The organism is Mesorhizobium sp. M0938 (assembly GCF_040319125.1).
Taxonomy (GTDB): Bacteria; Pseudomonadota; Alphaproteobacteria; order Rhizobiales; family Rhizobiaceae; genus Mesorhizobium; species Mesorhizobium robiniae.
This window is the reverse complement of the sequence record NZ_JAMYNS010000015.1, coordinates 136,712-155,601: the sequence shown is the minus strand read 5'-3', so window position 1 is coordinate 155,601 and position 18,890 is coordinate 136,712. Positions and strand designations below refer to the sequence as shown.

The window sequence follows — 18,890 nt, the reverse complement described above, 5'->3', positions numbered from 1 at the left end:
TCCGGGACGGCGGCCGCTGTTCCACTGCAGCTCAAATCCCTGGAGCCACGGATTTGCGTGATGTGGCGCTGCACGGCGCCGCCAATGTGCCGTTAGTGGTGTCGAACCGGTCGATTCTGCAGAACCGCGGACAGGAAACGCCTTGATCACAACCGTCTCCAGCCAGGCAAGCAGCCCCGGCATCGACAGCGCCTATGCCTGGATGCGGCTCGGCATCTCGATGCTGCTGTCGACGATCGGCGGCGTCGGCATGTGGGCGGTGGTCGTGGTGCTGCCCGCCGTTCAGGCGGAATTCGGCGTCGATCGCGCCGCCGCGTCGATGCCCTACACCGCGACCATGGTCGGCTTCGCCGTCGGCAATGTCGTGGTCGGTCGCGCCATCGACCGCATCGGCTACTGGATCCCGGCGCTTATGGCCTCGGTGGCGCTCGGTGCCGGTTTCCTGCTGGCGTCGCTGACCACCTCGGTGCTGCAGTTCACTGTTGTCCAGGGGCTATTGATCGGCGTCGGCACCTCGGCGATCTTCGGGCCGTTGATCGCCGACATCTCGCACTGGTTCAACCGCCGGCGCGGCGTTGCGGTGTCGGCCGCCGCCGCCGGCAGCTATCTCGCCGGGGCGATCTGGCCTACGGTCATGCCTTATGTCATGCAAAGCGAAGGCTGGCGTTTCACCTATGCCGCGATCGGCGTCGTCTGCCTCGCAACCATGGTGCCGCTGACCCTGCTGCTCAGGCGCGGCGCACCACGCGCCGCCGCTCCCGGTTCACCCGGCAGCCGGCCCGTCCAGCCGATATCTCTGTCGCCAGCAGCCCTGCAGGTGCTGCTCGTCGTCGCCGGCCTTGGCTGCTGCGTGGCGATGTCGATGCCTCAGGTCCATATCGTCGCCTATTGCATAGACCTCGGCTATGGCGTTGCGCGGGGCGCCGACATGCTGTCGATCATGATGGCGGCGGGCGTCGTCAGCCGGCTGGCATCCGGCTTCCTTGCCGATCGCATCGGCGGCGTGAAAACCCTGCTGATCGGCTCGGTGCTGCAATGCCTGTCGCTGTTTTTCTATGTCCCGTTCGACGGGCTTGCGTCGCTCTACATCGTCTCGCTGGTCTTCGGCCTGTCGCAAGGCGGCATCGTGCCTTGCTATGCCATCATCGTGCGGGAATACATGCCGGCCAGAGAGGCCGGCCAGCGCGTCGGCATCGTCATCATGGCGACGATCTTCGGCATGGCGATCGGCGGCTGGATGTCGGGCTGGATCTACGATCTGACCGGTTCCTATGCCGCGGCGTTCCTCAACGGCATCGCCTGGAACCTGCTGAACATAGCGGCCATGGTGCTGCTGCTGTGGAAGGCACGGCGCAGCGCCGCCGCAATGGCCTGAAGCGGAGTACGGATCCAAGACCTGCCGTGCCTGTCGACGGCAGAGCCGGTTAGCACCGCGTACAAAAAACCCGCCTCAAGGGCGGGTTGCTGGCGCGAATCATCACCATGCTTAAATAACTAGCATATCTGCCGTCATTTAGCAACGGATCGTGGCTCCTGCGACACGGATGATTGTTCCGGCCACACCCTGCTTGACTTACCCATATCTCGGCGGTTATTGGATTGATCAATAGCCAGTGAGTTATCGATTGCGATGCCGCAGCCCCACGAAATCCTTTTCAGAACGCTTGCCGATCCGACGCGACGGGCAATCTTCGAGCGGCTGTGTCGCGACGGAGACCAGACGGTCGCGGCCCTGACGGCTCGGGCCGGGGTCTCGCAGCCGGCCGTGTCAAAGCATCTTGGGATGCTGAAGCAGGCCGGGTTGGTGCGCGACCGCCACGAAGGCCGCAACACGCACTATAGCGCGGAGCTGGGCGCCTTGGCGCCGCTGATCGACTGGACAAACCAAATGACCGGCTTTTGGCAAAGCCGGTTCAACGACCTCGAAGATCTGCTCAAAAGGATGGACCAATGACCAATACTGCGACCGAAACGCGCTCCGTCGTTGTCGAACGGGAGGTCGCTTTTCCGCCGGAAAAGATCTGGCGCGCGCTTACGCAATCGCACCTGATCGAGGAGTGGCTGATGAAGAACGATTTCAAGCCAGACGAGGGTCACCATTTCAATCTTAGCGCGGACTGGGGGGCGGTCGACTGCCAGGTCCAGGCAGTCGAGCCCCACAAGACGCTGTCCTACAGCTGGGACACCAAGGATCTCAGGAGCGTCGTCACATGGACGCTCACCCCGACTAGCACCGGGACCCATCTGCGCATGGAGCAGTTGGGCTTCCGGCCGGATCAGCAGCAGTACTACCAGGGGGCCCAATACGGGTGGCAGCGGTTCTTTGCGAACCTGGAGCAGGTTCTGGCGCGAATCGAGTAAGGCGTGCCGGCACCAACAGGCATCCGCGGGTGAACGCGATGCCCAGCAAGACGTCCATCAAAATCAGACAAGATGGCAAACAAGGCCGCCGCCAAGCGGGTCGCCCGATCCGCTTCAGCTCGTCTTCAGAGGAGGTCCTCGTGAACTGGAATATTTGGATTCGGCAATTCCACCGCTGGCTATCGATCATTTTTACGGCGGTCGTCGCCGCCATCTTCATCACCTTGGGCGTAGGTGTGGAGCCCGCCTCCTGGGTATACCTGATGCCGTTGATCCCGCTTGCCTTGCTCATGCTCAGCGGTCTGTACCTATTCGCGTTGCCCTATGCCGGCAGGTGGCGCAGCGGACGACGCACGGCGTAGTAGCGTGAACATGACGGACAAGACGCCCGCGAATCCATCTACAGCTGAAATTGAATCACCGCCCGAGCTCAGGTAGCTATCCTGGCCCGCCCGCTTGACAATGGGGTAAGGCTGCGCGACGCCAGACGGGTGCGGCGGCAGTCATAATCTCTGATAAGTACGGGTTGGCATGGCGACAGTGGCAAAGACGCTGAATAGCATTTCGCGGCCGCGCTTCGGCGCAGGCGCCGCGTTCGGGACAAGGCTGTGACCAAACCGCGCTCGCGCCGCGGCGGAGGCCGTCCGACCATCGCCGATGTCGCGCGCAAAGCAGGTGTCGGCGCCATCACCGTCTCACGCGCCCTGCGCGCGCCGGAGCGGGTTTCGGAAGATCTGCGCCGCCAGATCCAGGCGGCCGTGGATGAGCTCGGCTATCTGCCCGATCCGAATGCCCGGGCGCTTGCATCGGCGCGTGCCGAAGTCTTTGGCGTGCTGGTGCCGTCGCTCACCAACAGCGTCTTTGCCGAAGTGCTGCGCGGCATCTATGACAGCCTGTCCGACAGTTCCTTCCGCATCCAGCTCGGCAATACCCATTATTCCGGCCTTGAGGAGGAACGGCTGCTGCAGGTGTTCGGCCCGCAGCGCCCGGCGGCGCTGATCGTGGCGGGCATCGACCAGACGCCTATTTCGCGAAGACTGCTCGAGACGGCCGGCTGCCCTGTGGTGCAGGTCATGGAGACCGGGCCCGATCCGGTCGACATGATGGTCGGCTTCTCGCATTTCGACGGCGGCAGAGCGGCGACGGAGCACATGATCGAAATGGGCTATCGCCGCATCGGTTTCATCGGCGCGCGTATGGACCCGCGTTCGCAGCGGCGCCTGGCCGGCTATCGGGCGGCGATGGAAGCGGCCGGTCTGTTCGATGCGCGGCTGATCACCACCACGCCGGTGCCGTCCAGCGTGACGCTCGGGCGCGAATTGTTCCGCGACGCGCTGGCCAAGGTGCCGACGCTCGACGGGGTTTTCTGCAACAATGACGACATCGCGCTCGGCGTGCTGTTCGAGTGCCATCGCGCCTCGATCGCCGTGCCGAAGACGATCGGCATCACCGGCTTCAACGATCTCGACATGATGGAAGTGGCCTTTCCGTCGGTCACCAGCATCCGGACGCCTCGTTACGAGATCGGCCGGCGGTCGGTCGCCATGGCGCTCGCGGCGATTGCAGGCAAGCGGCCGCAAGAGCCGGTCGTCGACCTCGGCTTCGAACTCAAGCGCCGCGAGAGCACGGCCCGCTGAAGGCACTTTGCAGGCATTGCGAAATGCCGCTTTACACTACGTCATGGTAGCGCTACCATCTGCTTCTGGGCAAAACTCGCGGCAAAGACCGAAGTCTGTTTATTATATATAAGCGACAGCTCATGCTTGTTTATTATGTATAATATGATAGTTTTTACTTCGGTTGCCGTGCGGCAAGGGAGGAGATCGGGTCGGCATTCGGCCACCTGAAATGCGCGAGGGGCAAGGCTGGAGGTGCCGGGCCAAACGCGCGAGACGCGTAAGAAACAATCACAAACTGCAACTGGGAGGAATATCGATGATCAAGTCGCTCGTTGGCGGCATCGTTGCCGCCACTGCATTCGTCATGCTGAGCTCGTCGGCGCTCGCCGAGCCCGAAATCGTCACTGGCCCGTCCGCCGAGCCGGACTGCTTTGCGCCATGGGCCGCCGACACACAGTTCTTCAAGTTCCCCAAGAAGGAAGGCCCATACCGCGTCGCGCTCGCCAATGGCTATATCGCCAATACGTGGCGCATCCAGATGGTGCAGACGGCGAAGGCCTATGCAGCGCAGCCGGAGGTCGCGGCGAAACTGAAGGAGTTCAAGGTCGTCTCGACTGGCGAAGACGTGCCGGCGCAGATTTCGGCGATCAACAACTTCATCGATTCCGGCTATGACGCGATCGTTGTCAACGCGCAGAATCCGACGGCTTTCGGGCCGGTCATCAAGCGCGCCAAGGAAGCCGGCGTCGTGCTGGTCGCATTCGACAACATCCTCGGAACCAAGGACGCCATCAACGTCAATGTCGACCAGAAGGGCCTCGGCGAATTGTGGGGCAACTGGCTGATCAAGCATATTCCCAATGGTGGCAAGATCCTCGAAGTGCGCGGCGTTGCCGGCACGTCGGTCGATACCGACCGCCACAATGGCATCCATGAGGTCTTCGATGCTTCGGGCAAGAAGTGGGAGGTCACCGAAGTCGTCGGCAAATGGGACGATGGCGTGGCGCAAAAGGCCTCGGCCGACGCGATCGCCACCAACGGTCCCTTCGACGGCGTCACCGGCCAGGGCGGCGACACCGGCATCGTCCAGGCGATGATCGATGCCAAGCATCCGTTCGTGCCGTTCGGCGGCGAAACCGAGAACGGCTTCCGCAAATTCTGCGCCAAGTTTGCCGCAGACGGGCTGAAATGCTCGTCGGCCGGAACCGGTCCCGCCCAGGTCGCGGTCGCCATCAAGACGGCGATTGCCGCGCTCGAAGGCCAGGTCGTTCCGCAAGCGGTGAAGCTGCCGCTGGCGATCGTCGAGGATCCGAACTTCAAGGAAGGCGAGGACTATTTCCCCGACCAGTCCGACAATTTCTTCGTCGGCAATTCTTTTCCGACCTGCGGCATCAACTTCACCGCGCAGGAAATCATGGGCCAGAGCAAGGAAAACCAATAGGCTGATCGCTGGCGCCGCGGGCTAATCCTGCGGCGCCAGTCCCGAAAAGCAAGCGCCTTGGGAGGGGCCGATGGACGGTGCGGTTCCGCTCTTCCGGATGGAAGGCATATCCAAGCGCTATGGCGGTGTGCGGGCGCTGGAAAAGGCCGAGCTTTCAGTTACGTCAGGCAGCATCCATGCCATCCTCGGCGAAAACGGCGCCGGTAAGTCGACGCTGATCAAGGTCATGGCCGGCGTCGTCGCGCCTGACGAAGGTCGCATGACGCTGGATGGAAGCGAGGTGACCTTCGCGTCGCCGGCCGCGGCCAACCAGGCCGGCATCGTCTGCATCTTCCAGGAACTGTCGCTCGTCCCTGAACTCAGCGTTGCCGACAACATCGTCATTTCCGATCCGCCCAAGCGCTTCGGCATGATTGACCGCAAGGCGCAGCGACGCATCGCGGAGGAGGCGCTGGCGCGCGCGGGCGCCGCCGACATCCACCCGCTGGCGCTGGTCAAGGATCTTCCTCTTTCAAGAAGGCAGATGGTCGAGATCGCCAAGGCGCTTGCCAGGAAGCCCCGAATCCTGATCCTCGACGAGGCGACCTCGGCGCTTACCGCGGCCGACGTCGCCAAGATATTCGGCGTCTTGAAGCGGCTGCGCTCGGAAGGGCTGGCGCTGCTCTACATCTCGCATCGCATGAACGAGATCGCCGAGCTTGCCGACCAGTGCACGGTGTTCCGCAACGGCCGCAATGTCGCCAGTTATGCGGCAGGCACGAAGAGCGACAATGAAGTCGTCGAGCTGATGATCGGCCGCGAATACAGCCACATCTTTCCGCCAAAGCCGGTGCGCGCGCCGGCCACCGCCGCGCCCGTTCTAGAGGCGCGAAAACTGTCCTGGACTGACCGGTTGGACAATGTCTCGCTGACGGTCGGGGCAGGCGAGGTCGTCGGTCTCGGCGGTCTCGACGGCCAGGGCCAGCGTGAATTGCTGCTCGCCTTCTTCGGCGTGCTGCGCGGCCTTTCCGGCCAGATATTGATCGATGGCAAACCGGTGGCGATCGCCAGCCCAGCCAAGGCGCGTGACGACCGGATCGGCATGGCCTTGATCCCCGAGGACCGCAAGACGGAAGGCCTGATGCTGCCAATGACGGTGCGCGAAAACCTCTCCTTCGCCGCGCTCGACCGGCTGTCCAGGGCCGGCATCATCGATCGCGTTGCCGAGCAGCGGCTGATCGACGACATGGTCGGTCTGCTGGCGATCAAGACCGCCGGCCTCGACATTCCGGTCGGTGCGCTGTCCGGCGGCAACCAGCAGAAGGTCGTCATCGCCAAATGGCTGATGCGGCAGCCGCGCATCATCCTGCTCAACGACCCGACGCGAGGCATCGATGTCGGCACCAAGCAGGAACTGTATCAGCTGATGCGCAAACTCGCCGACCAGGGTGCGGCGATCCTGTTTTACTCGACCGACTATGACGAGCTGATCGGCTGCTGCGACCGGGTGCTGGTGCTCTATGACGGTGCGGTCAAGCGCGAGCTGGTCGGCGCCGAGATCACCGAGCGGGCGCTGATATCAAGCGCGCTCAACATCCATGGCGAAGAGATGGCTGTTGGCGGCATGGCGAAGACGCCAGCCCGAGGCATGGCGAAGACGCCAGCCCGAGGAGCGGACGCGTGAAAGGGATCATGGCGTGAAAGATTGGCGCTACTGGCTTGCCGAACAACGCGGAACGCTGCTGGCGTTCGGCATCTTCATCGTGATGTTTACGATCTACACCTCGAACCATCCGGCGGGCTTTACCGCCAATGTCGTGCAGACGGCCTCGAACAAGGGCGTGCTGCTCGCCTTCGTCGCCATGGCGCAGACGCTGGTGGTGATCACAGCCGGCATCGACCTATCCGTCGGCATGATCTTTCTGCTGACCAACTGCCTGGCCTCATGGCTGGTCGTTGGCACCGGCATCGAGACCGCCTTCGGCGTCGTCGCGGTGCTTGGCGCCGGGCTGCTTTGCGGCGCGATCAACGGCGCCATCGTCATCTACGGACGGCTGCAACCGATCGTCACTACCATCGCGACGGGCGCGGTCTATTTCGGCATCGCGCTGCTTTTGAGACCGTTTCCGGGCGGTTCGGTCAACGAGGATCTCGCCGACGCGCTGACCGGGCGGCTGTTCGGCGTGGTGCCAGCGAGTCTGGTGGTGCTCCTGGCCGTCGTGCTCGTCGTCTGGGTCCCGTTCAGCCGCTCGGTGCTCGGCCGCGCGGCCTATGCCGCGGGATCGTCGGAGATGGCGGCCTACATGTCCGGCGTGCCGATCCGCCGCGGGAAATTCGCTGCCTACGCGCTGGCCGGCCTGCTGGCCGCTATCGGCGGATTGTTCCTGACCTTCTTCACCTATACGGGCGAGGCGGCCTATGCCAGCGGCAATGCCTATACGCTGTTTTCCATCGCCGCCGTGGTGCTTGGCGGCGTTTCATTGTTCGGCGGCAAGGGCAGCGCCATCGGCGCGATTTTTGGGGCGCTCGCCTTCCGCACCATCGGCGACCTGCTCTTCGTCTTCGATTTCGATCCGCTCTGGCAGCCGCTGTTCCAGGGCGTCATCCTGCTGATCGCGGTCAGTCTCGGCGCCTTCGCCCTGTTCAGGGTCCGCAACCGCCTGGAGTGGTTCCTGTGAGCGAAACGACCATCGGCGGCATTGCCGGCCGCATGCCGAAATTCATCCGCCGCGCCGATCCGGCGGTGCTGACCGCCTTTGCCTGCATCGTGCTGCTGCTGTTTGTCGGCAGCCTCTACTCGCGCAGCTTCCTGTCGCCGGAATATCTGCTGCAGCAGCTCAAGGTGGCCTCGTTTCTCGGCGTCATCGCCACCGGCATGATGCTGGTCATCCTGCTCGGCCAGATCGACCTGTCGGTGCCGTGGTCGGTAGCGGCAGGCGCGATGATGGCCTGCGCGGCCGCCGCCTATGGCCCGGTCGGCGTGGCGCTGGCGATCCCGTTCGGCATTTTCTGCGGTGTCGCGATCGGCATCGTCAACGGCATCGGTGTCGCTTATCTGCGCATTCCATCGATGATCATCACGCTCGCGACCAATGCCGTCGCGCAAGGGCTGATGGTGGTCTATACGGGCGGATTCTCGCCGCAGGATTCGGCGACCAGGGCGATGCGCTATCTGGCGACCGGCTTTGCCGTTCCGGGCGTGCCCAACGCGGTCATCATCTGGGCGCTGATCGGTGCGGCGATGGTCTTTGTGCTGACGCGCACCGGCTTCGGCCGCACCGTCTACGGCATCGGCAACCGCGAACGCGCTGCCTACCTCTCCGGCATCGATACGCGGCGTATCGTAATGATCGCGTTCGCCGTGTCCGGCGGGCTCTCGGCCTTCGGCGGCGTGCTTCTGGCCGGCTATGCTTCCAAGGCGGCACAGTCGATGGGCGATGCCTATCTCCTGCCGTCGATCGCAGCGGTCGTGCTTGGCGGCACCTCGATCCTCGGCGGGCGCGGCTCCTATCTCGGCACGGTCGCCGGCGTCATCCTGATCACGCTTCTGCAATCCATTCTTTCGGTCATGCAGATGCCTGAGGCGGGGCGCCAGATCATCTATGGCGTCGTCATCGTTGCCATGCTCCTGCTTTACGGCCGCGCGCCGGCCAGCCGCTGACCCGCATCGTGGACGAAAAGGCAGCACAAATGCACAGGGGTCCCGTTCGGTCCGCACCGGCGGTCGTGGTGATGGGCGTCGCCGGTTGCGGCAAGTCGGCGGTCGGCGAAGCGCTGGCCGCAGCGTTAGGCGCCATCTTCGTCGAGGGCGACAGGCTGCATCCGCCCGAAAACGTCGCGCGCATGGCGCGCGGCGAGCCGCTGACCGACGCATTGCGCGAAGGCTGGCTCGACGCGATCGGCCGGCGCATTGCAGGATCGGTCGGCGAGGGGCAGGGCGTCGTCGCCGCCTGCTCGGCGCTGAAGCGCAGCTACCGCGAGCGCCTGCGCGGCTTTTGCCAGGACATCGTTTTCCTCTACCTGGAAATCGATCCCGCGACGGCAAAGCAGCGCGTCGGCTCCCGCCAGGGCCACTTCATGCCGGCAAGCCTGGTCGACAGCCAGTTCGCGACGCTCGAAGCGCCGGCAGCGGACGAGCGGGCTTTGACGCTCGACGCGAGGCGTCCGGTCGCCGACATTGTCGCCGATGCCGCGGGCCTGTTCGAAGCGAATTCATGAACGGTCTCGCGGATCCCGCTTCAGGACGCCCGATCAGATCTGCGACGTCAGCTCGACCGGAAAATCGTCATTGTCGGCATCGCGCATGGCGGCGAGGCTGCGATTGTCCAGCACCTCGGCGATCGCCTGGCGCACTTCCAGCATCATGTGCCGGACCTGGCATGTCGCCTCGTCGCAATCCTCGCAGCGCTGATATTGCGTGCGGCTGGCGCAAGGGATCGGCGCCAGCGGCCCGTCGAGGACACGCACGACATGGCCGATCTTGATCTCGGAGGCCGGCCGGGCGAGGCGATAGCCGCCTTCCTTGCCCTTGCGGCTCTGGACGAAGCCGGCATTGCGCAATTCGCCCAGAATGGCATCCAGGAATTTCTTCGGGATGTTGTTGGCGACCGCAATGTCGTTGACGAATGCGAGCTGGCCGACCGGCAGGCCGGACAGATGCACGAGGGCCTTGAGGCCGTATTTGCCTTTTTTGGTAAGCATGCCCGAGTCAGTTCATGAAAACCCCAACCGCCCGCATCTGGCGGTTGTTTGTGTGCAAATCATGACGGTTTGGTCGCGCTATGCGGTTTCGCGAACAAGCCGTCTGAAGGAACAGTAGGCACAAACACGTTGATTCTTCGTGACGTTTTGGACGGCAGGCGCGCGGAAAGCGGGAAATCAGCTTTGCGGAGCGGAAAAACGAAGAAAGCCGGCAAAAGCCGGCTTTCGCTTCAGGTTTGAAGATCGCTCGCTTCAGCGACTGCCATAGGTCTGGTCGAGCAGTCCGCCAGCGGCGAAATGCTCGGTCTGGACCTTGGTCCAGCCGCCGAAGACGTCTTCCACTGTCAGCAGGCGAACGTCGGGAAACTCAGCCTTGTATTTGGCGGCGACCGCCGCGTCGCGAGCCCGCAGGCCGTTGCGGGCGGCGATGTCCTGGCCCTCCGGCGTATAGAGGAAGTCGAGATAGGTCTTGGCCAGCTCGCGTGTGCCGTGTTCGTCGGCGACCGTGTCGACGATCGCCACCGGAAATTCGGCCAAAAGGCTGACCGAAGGCGTCACCTGCTCGAATTTGTCCTCGCCATACTCCCTGCTGATACCGCGCGTTTCCGACTCGAAGGTGATCAGCACGTCGCCGATCTCGCGCTGCACGAAGGTGGTGGTCGCAGCGCGTCCGCCACTGTCGAAGATCGGCACGTTGTTGAAGAGCTTGGTGACGAATTCCTTCACCTTGGCATCGTCGCCCTTGAAGGCTTCCTTGGCGTAGGCGGTGGCCGCGAGATAGGTGTAGCGCGCATTGCCTGACGTTTTCGGATTGGGGAAGATCACCTGCACGTCGTCGCGCACGAGATCGTTCCAATCCTTGATGTTTTTCGGATTGCCGGCGCGCACCAGGAAGGACGGCAGCGAATAGAAAGGCGAGGCGTTGTCGGGAAAATCCTTCTGCCAGTCGGCGGAGACAAGACCCTTCGAGACCAGGAAGTCGATGTCGAGGACCTGGTTGAAGGTGACGACATCGGCACCGAGACCCTCGGCGATGGCACGCGCCTGCGCCGACGTTCCGGCGTGCGACTGATCGACGGTAACGCCGGGGTGCCCAGCGATGAAGGCCTTGTTGACCTGCGCAAACAATTCGCGGCCGACATCGTAGGACGCGTTCAGCAGCTTGTCGGCCGACCAGGCTTGGGAGGATGCGAGGAACAGGCCGGCCAATGTGGCGACGCCAAGCAAAAATCGCTTCATGAAAACAGGCTCCTTGAAAACGCCGTTTGTTGAATTCTGCAGGATAATCGAGCGATGCCCGGCGAGACGAGGCATGCAGGCCGGATCTATGGCGTTGCAGTGAGAAAAAGCGTTGCCGAAACAGCCCATTGCTAGGATTTTCTTCCAAGCAGAGTCAATTTCTCGCCATGCCGCCGGTGCTTTCCAATCACCTTCCTAGGAGGTAAAGCGAAATAGATACACATTGTGTATGCGGAGTGCTATGGTGGGAAAGAGGAGTCCTCCATGACAAAGACCACACATGAAACCCGTGCAAAGCCTGTCAATCTGCGCATCCGAGAGGATGTGCGCATTCTGATTGACCGCGCTGCGAAAATACGCGGGAAAACCCGCTCCGATTTTATGATCGACGCCGCTTACCGCGCGGCCGAAGACACGCTGCTCGACCAAGCGCTGATCAAGGTGGATCCCGAGAGCTACCAGCATTATCTCGAAATTCTCGACGAACCACCGAGCGGTGAAGGTTATGCACGGCTTATGAATGCGCCCAAGCCTTGGCAGGGTTGATGCTGTCGGCGCCTACGCCTCTTACCGACAATCATGATCTCGAACTATTCCAAAGCGGGACCGAGAGCCTGGATCAATGGCTTCGTCGCAGGGCGCGGGCCAACCAGGTCAGCGGCGCCTCCCGCACTTATGTAGTAACGGAAGGCGTGCGCGTTGTCGGCTACTACTGTCTGTCCTCGGGCGGGCTTGATCTTGCGGAAGCGCCAGGCGCCATTCGCCGCAATATGCCGGATCCCGTTCCTATGGCTGTGCTCGGGCGTCTCGCGGTGGACGCAAGCTGGCAAGGGAAGGGGCTAGGCGCAGCGCTCTTACAAGACGCCGTTCTGCGCACCGGTCACGCCGCGGCGATTCTCGGGATTCGCGGCATTTTTGTTCATGCCATATCGGCTGAAGCGAAAGCCTTCTACGAGCACTACGGCTTTGCGGCTTCTCCAAAGAATCCGATGACCCTGGTGCTCTCGCTAAAGGCGCGTTGAAAAGTAACCGATGCCGCTCAGCATAAAGAGGCGGCTGTCATCAGCACGGATTCGCCATCGCCTTGTGGCTAAGCGGCTGGAAAAAGCTTCCAGCGCCGCGGCCTGAACGCCACCCGGCTTTTCTGCGCCGCCGGATGGTCGACGGGCAGCTCGATCTCGACCCGCTGCCGCTCGCCGCCGATTTCGAGTTCCACCCGTCTGGTGCCGGCGACGCGACGGCTGGCGGCGACCGTGCCGGCGATGCAGCCATTGCATTCGTCCACCAGTTCGACATCGTGCGGGCGGAAGAACAGCGTCGCTTCGCCCTGCGGCGCCTGTGGCGCGGAGAGCCCGATCGGGCGATCGGCGATCCAGACCTGGCCGTCCTCGACCTTGACGGGAAGTGAGCTCGATTCACCGATGAAGCCGTAGACGAAGGGCGAGTTCGGCGTGTCGTAGATTTCATCGGCGGTGCCGACCTGCTCGATGCTGCCCTGGCTCATCACCACGACGCGGTCGGCAAGCTCCAGCGCTTCTTCCTGGTCATGGGTGACGAAGACCGTGGTGTGGCCGGTGGCGTCGTGGATGTCGCGCAGCCAGCGGCGCAACTCGCGGCGGACCTGGGCATCGAGCGCGCCGAACGGCTCGTCGAGCAAAAGCACGGCCGGTTCGATCGCCATGGCGCGGGCAAGCGCCACACGCTGGCGCTGGCCGCCCGAAAGCTGCGCCGGATAGCGCTTTTCCAAGCCGGAAAGCTGGACGAGGTCGAGAAGCTCGGAGGCGCGGCGGCGGATTTCCTGCGCCGACGGACGTGTCGGCCCGTGCCGGACCTTGAGGCCGAAGCCGATATTGTCGGCGACCGTCATATGGCGAAACAGCGCATAATGCTGGAAGACGAAGCCGACATTGCGCTCCTGGATCGACTTGTGCGACGCGTCCTCCTCACCGAAGAAGATCTTTCCCCTCGTCGGCCGCTCCAGCCCGGCGATCAGCCTGAGCAGCGTCGTCTTGCCGGAACCGGAAGGCCCGAGCAGGGCGATCAGTTCACCGGACTTGATGTCGAGCGAAACGTCATGGAGGGCCGGAAACCGCTCAAACTCCTTGCGCACGTTGGCAACGCGAACTTCCATCAACCGTCCCTTTGTTGTCGATGCATGTCGTTATCCCAAAACCGCTACGCGCTTTTGGGCGACATCAAAATCTTTGTTTATGCATGTCGCCCAAAATACCTACGCACTTTGGGGCGACATGCATTCAATGTCCGCGCGTCGCGGCGATCTCGGCGCCGTAGCGCATTTCGAGAAGTGTTTTCAAGACCAGCGTGACGAGCGCCAGGCCGGCAAGCAGCGAAGCGACGGCGAAGGCGGCGGCGGCATTGTACTCGTTGTAGAGGATTTCGACATGCAGCGGCATGGTGTTGGTCAGTCCGCGTATGTGGCCCGACACGACTGAGACCGCGCCGAATTCGCCCATGGCGCGGGCATTACACAACAAGACGCCGTAGAGCAGTCCCCATTTGACGTTGGGCAGCGTCACATACCAGAAGGCCTGCCAGCCATTGGCGCCGAGCGACAGGGCTGCCTCCTCGTCGCCATTGCCCTGTTCCTGCATCAAGGGGATCAGTTCGCGGGCGACGAAGGGAAAGGTGACGAAGATGGTGGCCAGCACGATGCCCGGCACGGCAAACAGGATGACGATGCCATGCGCCTTCAGCCAGGCGCCGAACAAGCCTTGCGCGCCGAACAACAGCACATAGACGAGGCCGGAAATGACCGGCGAGACCGAAAACGGCAGGTCGATGAGCGTGGTCAGGAAGGCCTTGCCCTTGAACTCGAATTTGGCGATCGCCCAGGCGGCGGAGATGCCGAAGACGACGTTAAGTGGCACCGAGATCGCCGCCACCAGCAGCGTCAGGTGGATCGCCGAGCGCGTGTCTGGGTTGGTCAGCGCCTCAGTATAAGCGCTGAGACCCTTTGCGAAGGCTTCGTTGAAGACGACGATCAGCGGCAACAGCAGGAAAATGCCGAGGAAGGCAAAGGTCACGATCATCAGCACAGCTTTCGCCGGGCGGCTTTCGGTTACTGCCGCCGACTGGCTTTCATGGTGCGGTGCGTAGGATTTGATCTCGGGGTCAGCCATAGCGCTTGCGGCTCCACGTCTGCACCAGATTGATGACCAGCAGCATCAAGAACGACAAAGCGAGCATGATTGCCGCGATCGCGGTCGCCGCGGCATAATTGTATTCCTCCAGCCGGATGACGATCAGCAGCGGCGCGATCTCGGATTTGTAGGGCAGATTGCCGGCGATGAAGATCACGGATCCGTACTCGCCGACGCCGCGCGCGAAAGCCAGCGCGAAACCGGTGACAATGGCCGGCGCGAGCCCCGGAAGCAGAACCCGGGCGATGGTCTGGAAGCGGTTAGCGCCGAGCGTTGCGGCCACTTCCTCCACCTCCTTGTCGATCTCTTCCATGATCGGCTGGACGGTACGCACGACGAAAGGCAGGCCAATGAAGATCAGCGCGATGACGATGCCGAGCGGCGTGTAGGCGACCTTGATGCCGAGTGGCGCCAGCAGGCTGCCGAGCCAGCCGTTCGGCGCGTAGAGCGTGGTCAGCGCGATGCCGGCCACTGCTGTCGGCAGCGCGAAGGGCAAGTCTACCATGGCATCGACGATGCGGCGGCCAGGAAAGTTGTAGCGCACCAGCACCCAGGCGACGATCGTGCCGAAGACGACGTTGACCGCGGCGGCAACGAAGGCGGTGCCGAAGCTGATCTGAAGCGCGTTGATGGTGCGGCGGTCGATGGCGATCGCCCAGAAATCGGTCCAGCCGAGCGCGGCCGATCGCCAGATCAGCCCCGACAGGGGAATGAGGATGATGAGGGTGAGGTAGGCAAGCGAGAAGCCGAGCGTCAATCCGAAACCCGGAATGACGCTCGGCTGTCTGAACCGCCACCCCGCCTTGGCGGGTGCTGTGGTCATGTCGTCCTGATCTAGAGTTTAGCTTACTGGGCCGGCTTATAGATCTGGTCGAATATACCACCGTCGCCGAAATGGTAAGGCTGCGCCTTCTTCCAACCGCCAAAAAGTGGATCGTCGATGGTGATCAGTTTGATCTCGGGCAATTTGGCGAGGTCCTCCGCCGGCACCAAATCGGGCTTCGACGGGCGATAGTGGTTCTTGGCGATCAGCGTCTGGCCTTCCTTGGAGTAGAGATAGCTCAGATAGGCTTCGGCGACTTTTCGCGTGCCCTTGGCATCGACATTGGCGTCGACCACGGCGACCGGCGGCTCGGCCAGGATCGAGGTCGGCGGGTAGACGATGTCGAAATTGTCGGCGCCGAATTCGTCGAGCGCCAGATAAGCCTCGTTCTCCCAGGCCAGCAGCACGTCGCCCAGGCCCTTTTGCGCGAAGGTCACGGTGGAGCCGCGCGCGCCGGTGTCGAGCACCGGAACATGGGCGTAGAGATTGCCGACGAATTCCTTGGTCTTGGCCTCGTCGCCGCCATCCTTGGCGTTGGCATAGGACCAGGCGGCGAGATAATTCCAGCGCGCGCCGCCCGAAGTCTTGGGGTTCGGCGTGATCACCTGGACGTCGTCCTTGACCAGATCGCCCCAGTCCTGGATGCCCTTTGGATTGCCCTTGCGGACGAGGAAGACGATGGTCGAAGTGTAGGGCGCCGAATTGTTCTCGAACTTGGTCCGCCAGTCGGGATTGATCTTCTGCGATTTCGAGACGATGGCGTTGATATCGCCTTCGAGCGCCAGCGTCACCACGTCGGCGTCGAGACCGTCGATCACGGCACGGGCCTGCGCGCCCGACCCGCCATGCGACTGCTGGACGGTTACTGTCTCACCGGTCTCGGCCTTCCAGTGGGCGACAAAGGCCTCGTCGAATTGCTTGTACAACTCACGCGTCGGATCATAGGACACGTTGAGGATGGTGGTATCGGCAAATGCAAAGCCGAGTGTTCCGAATTGGACCGATGCAGCGACAAGGGCGCCGAGCAGTTTCCTGAAATGAGGATTGGTCATTTACGCCTCCGTTGAGATCACTTCAAATCTACCGAATTGGTAGAAATTAGATGCACTCAATGTTGCTTTTTTCGCCGTCTTGAAGCAATTTTTCGCTGATATTTGGCCCCATCGAGAAATTCTTTCCTCTCGGCGCCACGGTGCCGAATCCGAACTCATGAAGCGATCTATCTAGAGACAGGTCGGGACTAGGCAATGGCTGGATGTGATCTGGACGCGATTTACTTTCGCGACGGCCAGTGGTTCAGCCGGCGGTGACGGGAAAATCGAAACGCTGCTTTGGAAACGGCTCGTTTCGTTTCGACATCCCTCTGCCTGCCCGGCAGAGGGATGTCTCGCAATTGGCATTGCGAGGATCCTGCTGTCCGCTGACTTATGGAAAGCCAATGCGCTGAATCGTTTGGCGCATTCTATTCAACGAAGACTTTCACGCTGGCCGCGCGACCGGCCGCATCGATCACGGTGAGGGTCGAATAGCCGGCGCCGTCCGGCTGCCAGGTCGCGGTGCGCCGCCGGTCGATGCCGACCAGCGGCTTGCCGTTGGCCAGCCAGCGGAACGGCGCGCGGCCGCCTTGCAGCTTCAGCACTAGCGGTGAGCCCTCGGCGGTGGTGGTGCCGAGATCGACGCGGGCGCCGTTGGGCGGAAAGAGGATCGTCGGCGCCGGCTCGGTCGGTGTCGGCTGGACCAGCCCATCGGCGCCAGAACCGAAGCGCGCCAATGTCACCGGCAGATCGTCGCGCCTGGATCTGATGACGCCGGCCGGCTGGCTTGGCAGCGGCACGGCAGCCAGGCCGGAACGGACAAAGCCCTCGAACAGGATGGGTGCGGCCGAGACATAGCCGGACAGGCCGGGCACGGCGCCGGCATCGGGACGGCCGACCCAGACGCCCAGCACGTAGCGTCCGTCGAAGCCGACCGACCAGGCATCGCGGTAGCCATAGGAGGTGCCGGTCTTGTAGGCGATGCCGCGCTGTGCGGCGCCCTCCGGCGGCTTGACTCCCGACAATATGTCGGTGATCTGCCAGTTCGCCTGATCGTCGAGGATGGTAGTGGTGGAGCGTTCGGCATTGGCCGGCTCGGTGCCGTCATGCAGCGTGTGCGCCTTGCCGCCATTGGCAAGCCCGGCATAGAGCTGGACGAGGTCGTGCAGCGTTGTGCCGACGCCGCCAAGGCCGATGGCGAGACCCGGCGCCTTGTCGGCGGGCAGGACCGGCGTGACGCCGGCCTGCCGGAAGCGCGCCAGCAGCCGCGCCGGCCCGACGGCGTCAAGCACCCTGATCGCCGGCACGTTGAGCGACAGTTGCAGCGCCTGCCGGATGCTGACGTCTCCCTGGTAGCCCAGGTCGAAATTCTTCGGCCGGTAGCCGGAAAAATCCGCCGGACTGTCGTTGATCAGCGTTTCCTGCGCGACCAGTCCCTGTTCGAAGGCGAGCCCGTAGATGAACGGTTTCAACGTCGAGCCGGGCGAGCGGAGGATCCTGGTCATGTCGATCCAGCCGGAACGGCTGGCGTCGAAATAGTTGGCGGAGCCGACCTCGCCAAGGATGTCGCCGGTGCGGGCGTCGGCCATCACCATGGCGACGGACAGGCGGGGGCCGAGCCTGGTGGCGGCATCCCTGGCCACCTGTTCCAGTCCTTCCTGAACGCTTTTGCGGATCGTCAATTGCAGGGGTTGGCCAGGAACGGCTTTGGGCAGCACCGCATAGGCGGCATGGGCGGCGAGCGCCGGCAGCGTGCGGCGTATGCTGGAAACTTCGTCGAGCGCAGCACGTGCGGCCTCGCGTTCGCCAAGCAGGCCTGATGAAACCATGCGCGTCAGCACCCGGTCGCGGGCGGCATGAGCGATTGCGAGGTTGCGGTCGGGCCGTCGCTTTTCCGGCAATTGCGGCAGGGCGACGAGCAGCGCCGCCTCAGAGACCGTCAGCCGCTTCGGCTCCTTGCCGAAATAGGCCAGCGAAGCGGCGCGCACGCCTTCGAGATTGCCGCCATAGGGGGCCAGCGTCAAATAGCGTTCGAGGATCTCGCGCTTGGTGAGCCGCCGCTCGATCTGCAGGGCGCGCAGCATCTGCCTGATCTTCGAGCCGAGGCTGCGGCTGTCGCGCGGCTCTGCCAGCCGGGCGAGTTGCATCGACAGTGTCGAGCCGCCGGAGACGATACGGCCATTGGTCATGAACTGGCCGGCGGCGCGGGCCAGCGCCAGCACGTCGACGCCTTGATGGTCCCAGAAGCGCTTGTCTTCGTACGCCACCAGCATGTCGACGAGCTGCTTGTCGACCTGATCGAGCCGGGTGGCCAGCCGCCAATAACCGTCCGGCGTGGCGAAGGCCCGCAACAGCTGGCCGTCGCGGTCCTGCACTTCGGTCGACACCGTCAGCGCGGCTGGCAGCGGCGGAGGATAGGCGCGGTCGAGCTGCCAAAGCCCGCCCGCGGCGATTGCTGCAAATCCGGCGAGGGAGGCGGCGGCGATGGCCGAACGGCGCAGCGCGGTCGTCATGATCATGTTCGCCACCATC

At 63.2% G+C, this 18,890-nt stretch carries 19 protein-coding genes; 12 read left to right on the top strand and 7 right to left on the bottom strand.

The genetic code is table 11. The annotated features are described in order from the left end of the window. The first annotated feature begins 202 nt into the window (after window positions 1-202). From NKH73_RS24285 to NKH73_RS24240, 10 genes are all read left to right on the top strand, one after another. Complete coding sequence (locus NKH73_RS24285) at window positions 203-1,375, top strand: MFS transporter (RefSeq protein ID WP_352936939.1); 1,173 nt, start codon at window positions 203-205, stop codon at window positions 1,373-1,375. A gap of 255 nt (window positions 1,376-1,630) precedes the next feature. After that, entirely contained in the window at window positions 1,631-1,954 is a 324-nt protein-coding gene (locus tag NKH73_RS24280) for an ArsR/SmtB family transcription factor (protein ID WP_352936909.1), read from the top strand. Then, complete coding sequence (locus NKH73_RS24275) at window positions 1,951-2,361, top strand: SRPBCC family protein (RefSeq protein ID WP_352936908.1); 411 nt, start codon at window positions 1,951-1,953, stop codon at window positions 2,359-2,361. Before NKH73_RS24280 ends, NKH73_RS24275 begins: the two co-directional genes overlap by 4 nt. Before the next feature lie 38 nt (window positions 2,362-2,399). Next, window positions 2,400-2,723, top strand: a complete 324-nt coding sequence (locus NKH73_RS24270) for a hypothetical protein (RefSeq protein ID WP_502893918.1) — start codon at window positions 2,400-2,402, stop codon at window positions 2,721-2,723. 246 nt (window positions 2,724-2,969) lie between these two features. Further along, on the top strand, window positions 2,970-3,998 hold the full coding sequence (gntR, locus tag NKH73_RS24265; protein WP_352936907.1) for an HTH-type transcriptional regulator GntR: 1,029 nt from the start codon (window positions 2,970-2,972) through the stop codon (window positions 3,996-3,998). 298 nt (window positions 3,999-4,296) lie between these two features. Further along, on the top strand, window positions 4,297-5,421 hold the full coding sequence (locus tag NKH73_RS24260; protein WP_352936906.1) for a sugar ABC transporter substrate-binding protein: 1,125 nt from the start codon (window positions 4,297-4,299) through the stop codon (window positions 5,419-5,421). A 70-nt stretch (window positions 5,422-5,491) separates the two neighbouring features. Next, a complete protein-coding gene (locus NKH73_RS24255) occupies window positions 5,492-7,084 on the top strand; it encodes a sugar ABC transporter ATP-binding protein (RefSeq protein WP_352936905.1) in 1,593 nt (530 codons plus the stop codon). Between the two features lie 13 nt (window positions 7,085-7,097). Continuing rightward, complete coding sequence (locus NKH73_RS24250; protein WP_352936904.1) at window positions 7,098-8,078, top strand: ABC transporter permease; 981 nt, start codon at window positions 7,098-7,100, stop codon at window positions 8,076-8,078. Further along, window positions 8,075-9,061 (top strand): ABC transporter permease, encoded by a 987-nt coding sequence (locus tag NKH73_RS24245; protein ID WP_352936903.1) that lies wholly within the window; start codon window positions 8,075-8,077, stop codon window positions 9,059-9,061. The genes NKH73_RS24250 and NKH73_RS24245 overlap by 4 nt, the downstream gene beginning before the upstream one ends. A gap of 29 nt (window positions 9,062-9,090) precedes the next feature. Next, complete coding sequence (locus tag NKH73_RS24240; RefSeq protein WP_352936902.1) at window positions 9,091-9,618, top strand: gluconokinase; 528 nt, start codon at window positions 9,091-9,093, stop codon at window positions 9,616-9,618. 33 nt (window positions 9,619-9,651) lie between these two features. On the opposite strand, the gene NKH73_RS24235 is transcribed toward NKH73_RS24240, so the two are convergent. Together NKH73_RS24235 and NKH73_RS24230 are read right to left on the bottom strand one after the other, a co-directional pair. Next, window positions 9,652-10,101, bottom strand: a complete 450-nt coding sequence (locus NKH73_RS24235; protein WP_006202816.1) for an RrF2 family transcriptional regulator — start codon at window positions 10,099-10,101, stop codon at window positions 9,652-9,654. A gap of 252 nt (window positions 10,102-10,353) precedes the next feature. After that, complete coding sequence (locus tag NKH73_RS24230; RefSeq protein WP_352936901.1) at window positions 10,354-11,340, bottom strand: sulfate ABC transporter substrate-binding protein; 987 nt, start codon at window positions 11,338-11,340, stop codon at window positions 10,354-10,356. Between the two features lie 264 nt (window positions 11,341-11,604). Here NKH73_RS24230 and NKH73_RS24225 point away from each other — a divergent pair, with 264 nt between their 5' ends. Next, window positions 11,605-11,886 (top strand): type II toxin-antitoxin system TacA family antitoxin, encoded by a 282-nt coding sequence (locus tag NKH73_RS24225; RefSeq protein WP_352936900.1) that lies wholly within the window; start codon window positions 11,605-11,607, stop codon window positions 11,884-11,886. Further along, complete coding sequence (locus NKH73_RS24220) at window positions 11,886-12,362, top strand: GNAT family N-acetyltransferase (RefSeq protein ID WP_352936899.1); 477 nt, start codon at window positions 11,886-11,888, stop codon at window positions 12,360-12,362. The genes NKH73_RS24225 and NKH73_RS24220 overlap by 1 nt, the downstream gene beginning before the upstream one ends. A 68-nt stretch (window positions 12,363-12,430) precedes the next feature. On the opposite strand, the gene NKH73_RS24215 is transcribed toward NKH73_RS24220, so the two are convergent. The 5 genes from NKH73_RS24215 to pbpC form a co-directional block, all read right to left on the bottom strand. Further along, window positions 12,431-13,471, bottom strand: coding sequence for a sulfate/molybdate ABC transporter ATP-binding protein (locus NKH73_RS24215; RefSeq protein ID WP_352936898.1), 1,041 nt, complete (start codon window positions 13,469-13,471; stop codon window positions 12,431-12,433). Between the two features lie 124 nt (window positions 13,472-13,595). Further along, window positions 13,596-14,480, bottom strand: a complete 885-nt coding sequence (gene cysW / locus NKH73_RS24210; protein ID WP_352936897.1) for a sulfate ABC transporter permease subunit CysW — start codon at window positions 14,478-14,480, stop codon at window positions 13,596-13,598. Next, window positions 14,473-15,324 carry a sulfate ABC transporter permease subunit CysT gene (cysT, locus tag NKH73_RS24205; protein WP_352936896.1) on the bottom strand — a complete coding sequence of 284 codons (852 nt, stop codon included), beginning with the start codon at window positions 15,322-15,324 and terminating at the stop codon, window positions 14,473-14,475. Before cysT ends, cysW begins: the two co-directional genes overlap by 8 nt. Before the next feature lie 23 nt (window positions 15,325-15,347). Then, complete coding sequence (locus NKH73_RS24200) at window positions 15,348-16,376, bottom strand: sulfate ABC transporter substrate-binding protein (RefSeq protein WP_352936895.1); 1,029 nt, start codon at window positions 16,374-16,376, stop codon at window positions 15,348-15,350. Window positions 16,377-16,786: 410 nt separating this feature from the next. Next, window positions 16,787-18,871: a penicillin-binding protein 1C gene (pbpC, locus tag NKH73_RS24195; protein ID WP_502893921.1), complete on the bottom strand. Its 2,085-nt coding sequence runs from the start codon at window positions 18,869-18,871 to the stop codon at window positions 16,787-16,789. Window positions 18,872-18,890: the final 19 nt, after the last annotated feature.